The sequence below is a fragment of the Bacillus sp. TL12 genome (genome assembly GCF_022625245.1).
GTDB lineage: Bacteria > Bacillota > Bacilli > Bacillales > Bacillaceae_G > Bacillus_A.
Genome location: NZ_JAJJBY010000017.1, coordinates 1 through 12,095, shown reverse-complemented (window position 1 = coordinate 12,095; position 12,095 = coordinate 1). Strand labels below are relative to the sequence as shown.

Genomic DNA, 12,095 nt, shown 5'->3' with positions numbered 1-12,095 from the left:
AGTGCTTCCTCTATGTAAGGAGTGTTTTTATGATAAAGCGAACGTTAAAACAAGTAGAGAAAATGACGAATGGAACGGGTTTAGTAGAGGAATATGCTGAAATTACCGTACAAGGTGTATCAATCGATACACGAAAAATTGAAAAAGGTAATTTATATGTTCCGATTCAAGGGGATCGTTTTGATGGTCATTCTTTTGTAGAAAAAGCAATTGAAAATGGTGCTGTAGCTACGCTTTGGAAAAAGGATGTACAAAATCCTCCTACGAATATACCGGTGATCTTTGTAGAAGACACACTTGAAGCGTTACAAACCTTAGCGAAAAGCTATCGTGATCAGTTAGATGTGAAAGTTATAGGTGTAACAGGAAGTAACGGTAAAACGTCTACGAAGGATATTGTGACAAGTCTCCTTGCAATCAAATTCAAGGTTCAAAAAACAGAGGGTAACTTCAATAACCATATCGGTTTGCCGCTTACTATTTTAAATCTAGAAGAAAATACAGAAATGGCTGTATTAGAGATGGGAATGTCTAGCCGTGGTGAAATTGAATTTTTATCTAAGTTAGCTCGTCCGAATGCTGCAATCATTACAAATATCGGAGAAGCGCATTTAATGGATTTAGGATCTCGCGATGCGATTGCTGAAGCGAAACTCGAAATTGTTACAGGATTACAGGATGGTGGAGTATTTGTATACAATGGTGATGAGCCGCTTTTAACAAATCGTGTTCCGAACATGGATCTAGCTGCTGAGACGATTACATTTGGTGATGCAATGGCGAATGATTATTATCCAACTTCTGTAACATTGCAGGCAACAGGAACGTACTTTAAGATGAATCAGGATGAGAATGCTGTATTTTATCTACCGGTTCTTGGGAAACATAATGTGTATAATACCCTTGCATCAATGGCGATTGCGAAATACTTCGGTATAACATGGGAAGAAATGAAACAAGGTTTAGTAACACTTCAAATGACGGGTATGCGTATGGAAATTGTAAAAACAGATAGTGGATTAACGATTATTAATGACGCATATAATGCAAGTCCAACAGCAATGGAAGCAGCGTTCCATTTAATGAATGGTTTAGATGGATTTTCGAAAAAAGTTGTTGTTCTTGGTGATATGTTAGAACTTGGTGATCAAGAAGTACAATTTCATTATGAAGTGGGAAAATTAATTGATCCAGCTCGAATTTCCTATGTATTTACGTACGGTAAATTAGGAGCGCAAATTGCTGAAGGGGCAAAAATTAACTTTTCTAATGAGCGTGTAAAAGCATATGACAATAAAGAAGAGCTTGTGAAAGATTTACAAGCAGTTGTTGATGTGAAAGATGTTGTATTAGTAAAAGCATCTCGCGGAATGAAGTTAGAAGAAGTTATTACGATGTTGAAATAATTGGTGGATATAAATAGGGATGACAGATGAAAAAATAGTAGAAACTTCTAATAAGCGCTTACAGTAAATAATTGAAAAATAAAAGTAAAGAAAAAGCCCTTTATTATGAAATAAGGTAACAGTTGGGTTTGCTTTTTACACATACAAAACTTATAATTGATAAAGTGTAATAACGTTTAGAAGTATTTTCGCGAAGAATATACGCCCGTTTATATACGTGAGCATTCAGGAAAAGGGCTTTTCCGCAATTTCGGAAAACGCCTTTTTTTAAATGATAAGTATAGGATAGAAAAGGAGAAGTAACATTGACAACATTTCGAGAATTAGGATTAAGTGAGTCTTTACTGCAATCTGTTGAAAGTATGGGCTTTGAAGAGGCTACACCGATTCAAGCTGAAACAATTCCACATGCATTGCAAGGTAAGGACATTATTGGACAGGCACAAACAGGTACAGGGAAAACAGCAGCATTCGGATTACCACTATTAGATAAAGTGGATACACATAAAGAATCGGTTCAAGGTATTGTTATCGCGCCAACGCGTGAATTAGCAATTCAAGTTGGAGAAGAGCTATACAAAATTGGTAAACATAAACGTGTGCGTATTTTACCAATCTATGGTGGTCAAGATATTAACCGCCAAATTCGTGCTCTAAAAAAACACCCACACATTATTGTTGGTACGCCGGGTCGTATTTTAGATCATATTAACCGTAAAACACTTCGTCTACAAAACGTAGAGACGGTTGTTCTTGACGAAGCAGATGAAATGTTAAACATGGGCTTCATTGAAGATATTGAAGCAATTTTAACAGATGTGCCAGAAACGCATCAAACATTATTATTCTCAGCAACAATGCCAGATCCAATCCGTCGTATTGCTGAGCGTTTCATGACTGAACCACAACACATTAAAGTAAAAGCAAAAGAAGTAACGATGCCAAACATTCAGCAGTTCTATTTAGAAGTGCAAGAAAAGAAAAAGTTTGACGTATTAACACGCTTATTAGATATTCAATCTCCAGAGCTTGCAATCGTATTCGGTCGCACAAAGCGTCGTGTTGATGAATTATCAGAAGCATTAAACTTACGTGGTTATGCAGCAGAAGGTATTCATGGTGATTTAACACAAGCGAAACGTATGTCTGTATTACGTAAATTTAAAGAAGGTTCTATCGAAGTTCTTGTTGCAACAGACGTTGCAGCGCGTGGTCTTGATATTTCAGGTGTAACTCACGTATACAACTTTGATATTCCACAAGATCCAGAATCATATGTTCACCGTATTGGTCGTACTGGCCGTGCTGGTAAAAAAGGTATTGCAATGCTATTTGTAACACCACGTGAATCAGGACAATTAAAAAATATCGAGCGTACAACAAAACGTAAAATGGACCGCATGAATGCACCGACACTTGACGAAGCATTAGAAGGTCAACAACGTTTAATCGCAGAAAAACTTCAAAGTACAATTGAAAATGATAACTTATCATACTATAAGCGTATTGCAGAAGAAATGTTAGAAGAGAATGACTCTGTAACAGTAGTAGCTGCTGCTTTAAAAATGATGACAAAAGAGCCAGATACAACTCCAATCGCTTTAACATCAGAACCACCAGTTGTTTCAAGAGGTGGCGGTTCTAAAAAACGCGGTGGTAACGGAAGTGGATATCGTGATGGTAACCGTAGTCGTGATGGACGTGGCGGAGATGGTCGTAATCGTGATCGTAACCGTGATGGTCGTAATCGTGACGGTAACCGTGATGGTAACCGCAACCGTGGTCGTAAAGGTGAAGGTCAAGGTCGCCCAGGATCTTCAAATGGACGCGGCGAAAGAAAACATCATAGCCGTAAGCCACAAGCTTAATAAAAGTGAGGATGTCCAAAAAAGGATATCCTCTTTTTTATTTATGTAATTGTACATACTACATAGTAGGTTGTATAGAAAAGAGGGGCTTTATGCTTGTAAGACTTGGTTATGTAGCGATGAGTGTACATTTGAAAAATGCATCTCCGTCTCAAACGATGACGTACGCACAGTTTCAGCGTATGAAGGATCGAGAAGCGGCGATTCATAAACTTGAGAGGATTGCTAATTCTAATTTAGAAAATTGTTTGAGGTTATTAAAACATAATAAGGGACATGATATATCTTTTTTTCGGCTTAGTTCAAAATTAATTCCTTTAGCAAACCATGAAGAATTGCTGGATTGGAACTATATTCGTCCCTTAAAGGAGAATTTAAAAAAATTAGGGGAATTTGCGTATCAGATGAAGACGAGGCTTGATTTTCATCCGGATCATTTTGTGGTATTAAATTCGCCGCAAGAACATATTTTTAAACAGTCAATAAAGACGCTTCAAATGCATCGGAAGTTACTGAAAGGAATGGGGATAAAGCAGAGGCATCGCTGCGTGTTACATGTTGGTGGTGGATATGATGATAAAGAACTCGCGTTAGAACGTTTTATTGAAAATTGGTCAAATGTTCCTGTGAGTATTCAAGAAATGATTATGTTAGAAAATGATGATACGACTTTTTCCTTAAAAGAAACGTTATATCTAGGTGAAAAGTTGGCGGTTCCCGTCGTGTTTGACTTGCATCATCATATGATGAATAACGATGAAGAAGATTGGTATGAACATTGGGGTCGTGTAGTGGAGACGTGGGAAACTTCTTTATTGCCAATCAAAATGCATATTTCTAGTCCGCGGGAAGGAAATGATCCTAGAGCTCATGCAGATTTTATTGATGTAGATGCATTTTTATCTTTTTTACAGAAAATCAAAGGTAGTGTTCCACAAATTGATTGTATGATTGAAGCCAAAAAGAAGGATGAAGCTTTATTTCAATTAATACAAGGTCTTGGTACAAAATCAGAGGTGGAAATAATCGATGGTGGGAGCTTTTATGTAAAATAAGCTCTACACCATCGTTTTTTTTGTTAAAAATGGAGTGCAAATCCCCCCGATTAGTAGTCCTGTTAAATGGCTAATAGGGTTAGCGGAAGGATTAAAGAAGGTGAAAAGAAGTAATAGAAATATAATTGAAGAAAAGAAAATTAACTCTTTTGGTTGAAAAGAACGATAGCGACTATATAAAAGAAAAAGTTGTGCACCAAGTAAACCAAAAATCCCACCTGATGCACCGGCATGAATATATCCGATAGGCATGATCATATAAGAAAAAATATTGCCGCTAATGCCGGCGGTGAAAAATAAGATAGGAAAGCGAATGCTACCTAGCTGTTTTTCGATAGATTGACCGAGCAGAAATAGGCAAATGCTATTGGAAAGAAAGTGTTGAAAGTCTACATGTATAAATAGAGAAGTTATAAGTCGCCACCATTCCCCGACAGAAATATATTCATTGTAAGCAGCTAAATCAGAAAAGAAAAAATCCCCTAATATCATCATGATGAGTTGCAAGCAAAGTAAAGAGAGGACGACGGGTTGTAAGGTGGTCCGCATATGTGATATTGGCATTTTATATTTTCACTCCTTTTGCATCGGAAAGATTCTCTGTTATTCTTACAATATGAATGAAGGAAGACAAATAGAAGAAGGGGACTTTTGAAATGATTATAGGGATTGGAATTGATATTATCGAACTGGATCGAATTGAAAAAATGCTAGATGGAAAGCTTAAATTTATGGATCGCATTTTAACTCCGGAGGAACGTAGTGTTGCTTCTGAATTAAAAGGGAAGCGTCTTGTAGAATTTGTAGCGGGAAGGTTCGCAGCGAAAGAAGCGTATTCGAAAGCTGTTGGAACTGGTATCGGAAAAGAAGTGAGCTTTTTAGATATTGAAATAAAAAATGATGATAGAGGCAAGCCGATTCTCACTGCAAATACGGAACATATCATTCATTTATCAATTAGTCATAGTAGAGAATTTGCAGTGGCCCAGGTTGTTTTAGAAAGCTCGTCACGCTAGTCTGCATATTTTATATCTTTGTCTCATATATTTGAGTTAGCGATAAGGAAGGAATATCTTCCATTCATTTATAGGGGCAAAGGGGCTGAAAGGATGAAAAGGCGGCTATTTTTAGTGATTGTCGGTTTATTGACCGTTTTCTTGTTAGCGGGTTGTATGGAAAAGAAACAAGAAGATGTCGTGCGAGATTTAGAAGCGAAGGTTAAGGGCATGAAGAGTTATCAAGCTGAAGCGAAATTATCTATTAAAACGGGGAATGAACCACAAGAGTATAACGTGGAAGTTTGGCATAAAGAACCTTCTTATTATCGTGTGAATTTAAAAAATACAAAGAAAGATCAGAGTCAAATCATTTTAAGAAATAATGAAGGTGTGTTTGTATTAACACCAGCTCTTAATAAAAGTTTTCGATTTCAAAGTGACTGGCCACAAAATAGCAGTCAGGCTTACTTATATGAATCACTTGTAAGAGACATTTTAAAGGATAAGAAAAATCTTTCATTTGAGAAGACAGATAAATACTACGTGTTTAAGACAAAAACGAATTACCACCATCAAAATATGCTACCGAAGCAAGAAATTAAATTCAATAAAAGTGATTTAGCGCCTGTTTCAGTAAAATTGATGGATAATGATCAAAATGTTCTTGTGAAAGTAGATTTTTCAAAAGTAAAGTTTGACACAAAATTTGATAAGGGTGCATTTGATACGAAGCAAAATATGTCTAGGGCGCAAGTAGATGTACAAACAACAGTAAAAGAAGACAAACCATTTGCTGTTCTATATCCACGTGATACTCCGCAAGGAATGGTTTTAAATGAAGAGAAGGAGTTAAAGACAGATAGTGGCAAACGTGCAATACTCACATACACTGGAAATAAGAAATCCTTTACATTAATACAAGAAAAGGCGAAGGTCGCTGAAGCTTCAGCGTCAATAAGTGTAAGTGGAGAGTTAGTCGATCTTGGTTTTACAATTGGTGCTCTAGCAAAAGACTCGTTAACATGGTCGCATAACGGAGTGGAATATATGCTCGTGTCTAAAGGTTTAAAACCGGATGAATTATTAATGATAGCACGTTCTGTTGCGGCAAAACAGGTGAAATAAACTTCTTAGACGTGGTGATGTATATGCATCACGTTTTTTCTTGTTTTGAAGAACGGATTTCCTAAAAAGACGAATATAAAAGAATAAGCTTCGCATATCGTATATAAGGAAGTGTTTTTTGTGGAAGAATCATCATTTTACCGTGATACGTGGGTAGAAGTGAATTTGGATGCTATTTATAACAATGTAACGCATATTAAAGAAATTATCTCGGAAAGTGTTGAGATTTTTGCTGTAGTAAAAGGGAATGCATATGGACATGACTATGTGCCGGTGGCTAAAACTGTATTAGAGGCTGGAGCAACACGGTTAGCAGTTGCTTTTTTGGATGAAGCATTAGTGCTTCGCCGAGCAGGTATTACCGCGCCGATTTTAGTGTTAGGACCATCGTCACCGCGTGTTGTGAATGTAGCTGCTGAAAATGATGTGGCATTAACTGTTTTTCAAAGAGAGTGGGTTGAGAAAGCGCTAGAAATTTGGGATAGTTCGGTACCGTTACGTTTTCATATTAATTTCGATAGCGGTATGGGGAGAATTGGAATTCGGGAGCGCAAAGAATTAAAAGGTTTTTTGCGTAGCTTAGAAGATGCTCCGTTTTTCGAATTGGAAGGCGTGTATACGCACTTTTCAACAGCAGACGAAGTGGAAACCTCTTATTTTGATAAGCAATATAATACTTTTTTGGAGCAGTTAAGTTGGCTTGAGGAATTTGGAGTGAATCCAGAGTTTATTCATGCAGCTAATAGTGCGGCTACTATGAGGTTCCGTGGCATTACATTCAATGCTGTTAGACTGGGAATTGTAATGTATGGATTAACACCTTCTGTGGAAATACGTCCTTTTTTACCGATTAAATTAGAACCTGCTCTTTCACTTCATACGACGGTTGCTCATATTAAAAAAGTTATTAAAGGTGATGGGATTAGTTATGGTATCACTTATCGAACGAAGACAGAAGAGTGGATAGCAACGGTACCGATTGGATATGCAGATGGTTGGCTTAGAAGATTGCAAGGGTTTAAAGTACTTGTGAATGGGAAAAGAGTTCCTATTGTAGGCCGAATTACAATGGATCAATTTATGATCCATCTTCCTTGCGAGGTTCCTATTGGAACAAAGGTAACGCTTATCGGAAGGCAGGGTGACCAATGTATTAGTGCGACCGAGGTTGCAGAGTATTCAGGAACCATTAACTATGAAATTATTACAACAATAAGCTTCCGAGTTCCTCGTATATTTATTCGAGATGGTAAAATTGTCGAAGTCATAAATTATTTGAATGATATATAAGTAAGTGACTTTACGACAGCTAGTACCTGCTAGTTATCAATAGGGATGGAAGTTCCCGCGTATGGGGATTTCACTTTATTTCTTGTTAGAAAGAGATAAAAAGTAAAAGAGAGTGAATGTTTTATTTGTGAATTGGAAAACATAAACAAGGAATAAGGAAGTCTTTGCAACAGGCCCCATACAATGGTATTATTACAATAGGTGTCATATATATATTTGGGTGTGTAGTTGACGGTGGAGGTGTATTTTTGTGTCCGAATCAAGTGTAACTACTGAAATCGTGGTTCGGTTGCCGAAGCAAGTGGTAACGGAATTGGACGGAATTGGAAAACAAGAGAATAAGAATCGCCATGAACTAATTTGCCAGGCAACACAACTGTTATTGCGTCAACATAAGACGAAGAAACGCTACCAACATGAATCTATGCGACGTGGGTATATTGAAATGGGAAAAATTAATCTTGGTATTGCATCTGAAGCTTTCTTAGCAGAGTATGAAGCAGCTCATACAGTAGAACGCTTAGTTAGCGGGGGGTAATATTTTGATTGTAAAACGCGGCGACGTGTATTTTGCAGACCTTTCCCCAGTTGTTGGTTCTGAGCAAGGAGGCGTTCGTCCGGTTCTTGTCATTCAAAATGACATCGGAAATCGTTTTAGTCCGACTGTGATTGTAGCGGCTATTACTGCACAGATTCAGAAAGCAAAATTGCCCACACATGTGGAAATTGATGCGAAAAAGTATGGGTTTGAGAGGGATTCAGTTATCTTGCTCGAGCAGATTCGAACAATCGATAAGCAACGTTTAACAGACAAAATCACTCATTTAGATGAGATGATGATGAGTCGTGTAGATGAAGCTTTGCAAATCAGTTTAGGACTAATAGATTTTTAAATCGGCAGTTTAAGTTGCTCTCTTTAGGGGCAACTTTTTTTATTAGAGGAGGTTTCGGTTGTATATGGAAATGGTAGATAATCGACAAGCGTTAATGAAAATGTTAGTGAAAGAATTAGGCTTTACAGAAAAGCAAGTTCGTCATGTTATTCAATTAACAGAAGAAGGTAACACAGTTCCATTTATTGCTCGTTACCGAAAAGAGTGGACAGGTTCTTTAGATGAAGTACAAATTCGTGCAATCTTAGAAAGATGGCAATATATGATGCAACTCGAAGATCGGAAAGAAGAAGTTCTTCGTCTGATTCATGAAAAGGGAAAATTAACAGAAGACCTGCGTCGCCATATTGTATCTGCAACAAAGCTACAAGAAGTAGAAGATTTGTATCGTCCTTATAAAGAAAAAAGAAGAACAAAAGCGACAATTGCAAAGGATAAGGGACTTGAACCTTTAGCAGAGTGGTTACTTCTGTTTACAAAAGAAGACCCGGAAGAAAAGGCGAAGGAGTTTATTAATGCTGAGAAAGAAGTGCAGTCCGCTCAAGAAGCATTGCAATTTTCGCAAGATATTATTGCAGAAATTGTATCAGATGATGCGGCGTACCGCAGCTGGATTCGAAATATCACCTTTAGAAAAGGAATGGTTGCGTCCTCTGTAAAAGATGAAGAAAAAGATGAAAAAAATATATATGAAATGTATTACGGCTATGAAGAGCCTTTACAAAAGGTTGTGCCACATCGCGTATTAGCTATGAACCGTGGTGAAAAAGAAGAGGTTTTAAAAATTTCTGTTGCACCACCAACAGAAGAGATTATTCGATTTTTACATAAAAAAGTGATTCTTGATGAATCTTCTAAAAGTGCATTATATGTACAGCTAGCAATTGAAGATGGATATAAGCGATTAATTCAACCATCAATTGAAAGGGAGATTCGTAAAGAATTAACTGAAACTGCAGAGGAGCAAGCGATTCACATTTTCTCTGAGAATTTACGTAATTTATTATTGCAGCCACCAATGAAGGGGAAAGTAGTATTAGCGGTAGATCCTGCGTATCGAACAGGGTGTAAGGTAGCGGTAGTAGATGATACAGGAAAAGTTCTGCATATTGATGTTATTTATCCACATCCACCTGTTCGGAAATATGAAGATGCAAAAACAAAAGTTATTTCTATTATAGACAAATATCAAGTTCAGATGATTGCGATTGGAAATGGTACAGCTTCTAGAGAAACAGAAGAGTTTATAGTAGATGTTTTACAATTTGTACAGCAAGACGTATTTTATATTATTGTTAATGAAGCCGGTGCTAGTGTATATTCCGCTTCTGATTTGGCTCGTGAAGAGTTTCCAGATTTTCAAGTTGAGGAAAGAAGTGCTGTTTCGATTGGACGGCGTCTGCAAGATCCGCTTGCTGAACTTGTGAAAATTGATCCGAAATCAGTTGGGGTAGGACAATATCAACATGATGTATCACAAAAGAAATTGAATGATTCTTTAACATTTGTCGTGGAAACAGCTGTTAACCAAGTAGGAGTGAATGTGAATACAGCTTCTGTGGCACTATTGCAATACGTTTCAGGATTATCAAAAACAGTTGCGAAAAATATTGTAAACAAACGTGAAGAAGACGGGAAATTTACAAAGCGCACAGAGTTAAAGAAAATACCACGTTTAGGTGCCAAAACGTATGAGCAATGTATTGGTTTCTTACGTATACTAGAAGGTAAAAATCCACTTGATAGAACAAGTATTCATCCAGAGCAGTATAAAAATGTTGAATTACTATTAAAAAGCCTAGGGTTATCGCTTGATGATGTAGGACAACCACATTTACAAAAGTGTTTAGAGGAAGTGGAACTTTCTAAATTATCTCAAGACACGAATATTGGTGAGCCAACATTAATCGATATTATAGATGCTTTAATTAGTCCAGAACGAGATATGCGTGATGAATTACCAAAACCACTTTTGAAAAAGGGAATTCTCAAATTAGAAGATTTAAAGCGTGGCATGGAGTTGGAAGGAACGGTTCGAAATGTTGTTGACTTTGGCGCATTTGTTGATATTGGTGTGAAGCAAGATGGTTTAGTGCATATTTCTAAACTGAGCAAACAGTTTGTGAAGCATCCGTTAGATGTAGTATCTGTCGGACAGATTGTAAAGGTATGGGTGGATGATGTTGATATGAAAAAAGGGCGCGTTGCCTTATCGATGTTACCTATTGAATAATAATGAGGAGAGGGCAGGTATAGCGCTGCTCTTTTTTCATGAACGGATGTTATTGGGGATTTAATCGGTGGGGGAGGATTCAGCCCCCGCCGATTAAACATTCACTTTATCAGGAATTTTGATGTATTTTGCTATAATAAAACCAGCATTCATTTAGTAACTTAATTTGATACCGGTTTTTTTCGAAATATGCGCGTTGCATTTGTTTTCGGAGCCATGTAGGCATAAGCATCCCTCCTTGTTTAATCCGGCTCTAACAAATAGCCCCCTATGGACTGAGATAAAGATTTGAAGTGAGTGAAAAGCTCCGTCTTGGGAACTGTTTATAAGAGTTTGGTTAGTGGAGTTCTATGAATAAATGAAGGAGAAGGTGTTTCATAGAAGCTACACTTTTTGAATGAGGATGGGTATATGTACTATTTAATATATGTATAAGAAAGAAGAAAAGTGTAAGTTTATTTTTAGTTTTTGGGGGGAATAAAATGAATGAAAAAGAAGTTCAAAGACTTGTAGAAGAAATATCGTTACAATATTTCGGGAGGGATTTTTCACATAAAGCAATGTTTAATAAACGATTACGCACAACTGGTGGAAGGTATTTGTTGCGAAGCCATAATATAGAATTAAACTATCATTATTATGAAGTGTATGGAAAAGAAGAATTAATTGGCGTTATTAAGCATGAGTTGTGTCATTATCATTTGCATATTATGGGGAAGGGGTATCAACATCGTGATGGAGATTTTCGTCAGTTATTGAAGGAAGTTGGAGCCCCTAGATTTTGCAAGAGAATACCGGGAGTGAAAAAAGAGTCAAAAACATATGTGTATGAATGTATAGAATGTGCTCTTCAATATGTAAGAAGACGTCAAATGAATACAAAAAGATATGTTTGCGGAAAGTGTAAAGGGAGATTAAAAGAGATAAAAAAACACCTTGACAGTTAAAAAGCAATCCAGTATATTATAAACATGTCACGTTTGTACAAGATATTGTATAAATGACTTGACTAATAATATGTATTTATATAAGATGTAAATTGTCTTTTTTATTCCGCAGTAGCTCAGTGGTAGAGCTATCGGCTGTTAACCGATCGGTCGTAGGTTCGAGTCCTACCTGCGGAGCCATACAGAGAAGTACCCAAGTGGCTCAAGGGGCTCCCCTGCTAAGGGAGTAGATCGCTAACGCGGTGCGAGGGTTCGAATCCCTTCTTCTCTGCCATTCATA

The 12,095-nt window shown here is 37.1% G+C and carries 12 protein-coding genes and 2 tRNA genes; 12 read left to right on the top strand and 2 right to left on the bottom strand.

What is annotated here, in order from left to right; translation table 11 throughout:
• The first annotated feature begins 29 nt into the window (after positions 1–29).
• The 3 genes from LOK41_RS16395 (at position 30) to uvsE (ending at position 4,329) form a co-directional block, all read left to right on the top strand.
• On the top strand, positions 30–1,406 hold the full coding sequence (locus LOK41_RS16395; RefSeq protein ID WP_241817451.1) for a UDP-N-acetylmuramoyl-tripeptide--D-alanyl-D-alanine ligase: 1,377 nt from the start codon (positions 30–32) through the stop codon (positions 1,404–1,406).
• A gap of 305 nt (positions 1,407–1,711) precedes the next feature.
• The gene (cshA, locus tag LOK41_RS16390) at positions 1,712–3,274 is read left to right on the top strand and encodes a degradosome RNA helicase CshA (protein WP_241817450.1); all 1,563 of its coding nucleotides are present in this window, start codon (positions 1,712–1,714) and stop codon (positions 3,272–3,274) included.
• A gap of 92 nt (positions 3,275–3,366) precedes the next feature.
• Positions 3,367–4,329, top strand: a complete 963-nt coding sequence (gene uvsE, locus LOK41_RS16385; RefSeq protein ID WP_241817449.1) for a UV DNA damage repair endonuclease UvsE — start codon at positions 3,367–3,369, stop codon at positions 4,327–4,329.
• Between the two features lie 3 nt (positions 4,330–4,332).
• Here uvsE and LOK41_RS16380 read toward each other — a convergent pair whose 3' ends face one another.
• Positions 4,333–4,893 (bottom strand): rhomboid family intramembrane serine protease, encoded by a 561-nt coding sequence (locus LOK41_RS16380; RefSeq protein ID WP_241817448.1) that lies wholly within the window; start codon positions 4,891–4,893, stop codon positions 4,333–4,335.
• A 92-nt stretch (positions 4,894–4,985) separates the two neighbouring features.
• On the opposite strand from LOK41_RS16380, the gene acpS reads away from it, so the two are divergent.
• The 6 genes from acpS (at position 4,986) to LOK41_RS16350 (ending at position 10,868) form a co-directional block, all read left to right on the top strand.
• Positions 4,986–5,345: a holo-ACP synthase gene (gene acpS / locus LOK41_RS16375; protein WP_174103520.1), complete on the top strand. Its 360-nt coding sequence runs from the start codon at positions 4,986–4,988 to the stop codon at positions 5,343–5,345.
• A 156-nt stretch (positions 5,346–5,501) separates the two neighbouring features.
• Positions 5,502–6,452, top strand: a complete 951-nt coding sequence (locus LOK41_RS16370; RefSeq protein WP_174103525.1) for a LolA family protein — start codon at positions 5,502–5,504, stop codon at positions 6,450–6,452.
• Between the two features lie 120 nt (positions 6,453–6,572).
• Positions 6,573–7,742, top strand: coding sequence for an alanine racemase (gene alr / locus LOK41_RS16365; RefSeq protein WP_174103521.1), 1,170 nt, complete (start codon positions 6,573–6,575; stop codon positions 7,740–7,742).
• Between the two features lie 250 nt (positions 7,743–7,992).
• Positions 7,993–8,280: an antitoxin EndoAI gene (locus LOK41_RS16360; RefSeq protein WP_000004571.1), complete on the top strand. Its 288-nt coding sequence runs from the start codon at positions 7,993–7,995 to the stop codon at positions 8,278–8,280.
• A gap of 4 nt (positions 8,281–8,284) precedes the next feature.
• Complete coding sequence (gene ndoA, locus LOK41_RS16355) at positions 8,285–8,635, top strand: type II toxin-antitoxin system endoribonuclease NdoA (RefSeq protein WP_003194532.1); 351 nt, start codon at positions 8,285–8,287, stop codon at positions 8,633–8,635.
• Positions 8,636–8,699: 64 nt separating this feature from the next.
• Positions 8,700–10,868 (top strand): Tex family protein, encoded by a 2,169-nt coding sequence (locus tag LOK41_RS16350; protein ID WP_241817447.1) that lies wholly within the window; start codon positions 8,700–8,702, stop codon positions 10,866–10,868.
• A gap of 109 nt (positions 10,869–10,977) precedes the next feature.
• Here the strand turns inward: LOK41_RS16350 and cmpA are convergent, their stop codons facing one another.
• Entirely contained in the window at positions 10,978–11,094 is a 117-nt protein-coding gene (gene cmpA, locus LOK41_RS16345; protein ID WP_174103523.1) for a cortex morphogenetic protein CmpA, read from the bottom strand.
• A 256-nt stretch (positions 11,095–11,350) separates the two neighbouring features.
• Between cmpA and LOK41_RS16340 the strand changes: the two genes are divergently transcribed.
• The 3 genes from LOK41_RS16340 (at position 11,351) to LOK41_RS16330 (ending at position 12,089) form a co-directional block, all read left to right on the top strand.
• Positions 11,351–11,815, top strand: coding sequence for a SprT family protein (locus LOK41_RS16340; protein ID WP_241817446.1), 465 nt, complete (start codon positions 11,351–11,353; stop codon positions 11,813–11,815).
• 105 nt (positions 11,816–11,920) lie between these two features.
• Positions 11,921–11,995: transfer RNA gene (locus tag LOK41_RS16335), tRNA-Asn, on the top strand.
• 3 nt (positions 11,996–11,998) lie between these two features.
• Positions 11,999–12,089: transfer RNA gene (locus LOK41_RS16330), tRNA-Ser, on the top strand.
• The last annotated feature ends 6 nt before the right edge of the window (positions 12,090–12,095 follow it).

Bases quoted from the DNA above. Each gene is read 5' to 3' on its own strand.
- LOK41_RS16395 (WP_241817451.1), top strand. From the start codon at position 30: ATGATAAAGCGAACGTTAAAACAAGTAGAGAAAATGACGAATGGAACG.
- uvsE (WP_241817449.1), top strand. From the start codon at position 3,367: ATGCTTGTAAGACTTGGTTATGTAGCGATGAGTGTACATTTGAAAAAT.
- LOK41_RS16380 (WP_241817448.1), bottom strand. From the start codon at position 4,893: ATGCCAATATCACATATGCGGACCACCTTACAACCCGTCGTCCTCTCT.
- acpS (WP_174103520.1), top strand. From the start codon at position 4,986: ATGATTATAGGGATTGGAATTGATATTATCGAACTGGATCGAATTGAA.
- LOK41_RS16370 (WP_174103525.1), top strand. From the start codon at position 5,502: ATGGAAAAGAAACAAGAAGATGTCGTGCGAGATTTAGAAGCGAAGGTT.
- LOK41_RS16350 (WP_241817447.1), top strand. From the start codon at position 8,700: ATGGAAATGGTAGATAATCGACAAGCGTTAATGAAAATGTTAGTGAAA.
- cmpA (WP_174103523.1), bottom strand. From the start codon at position 11,094: ATGCCTACATGGCTCCGAAAACAAATGCAACGCGCATATTTCGAAAAA.
- LOK41_RS16340 (WP_241817446.1), top strand. From the start codon at position 11,351: ATGAATGAAAAAGAAGTTCAAAGACTTGTAGAAGAAATATCGTTACAA.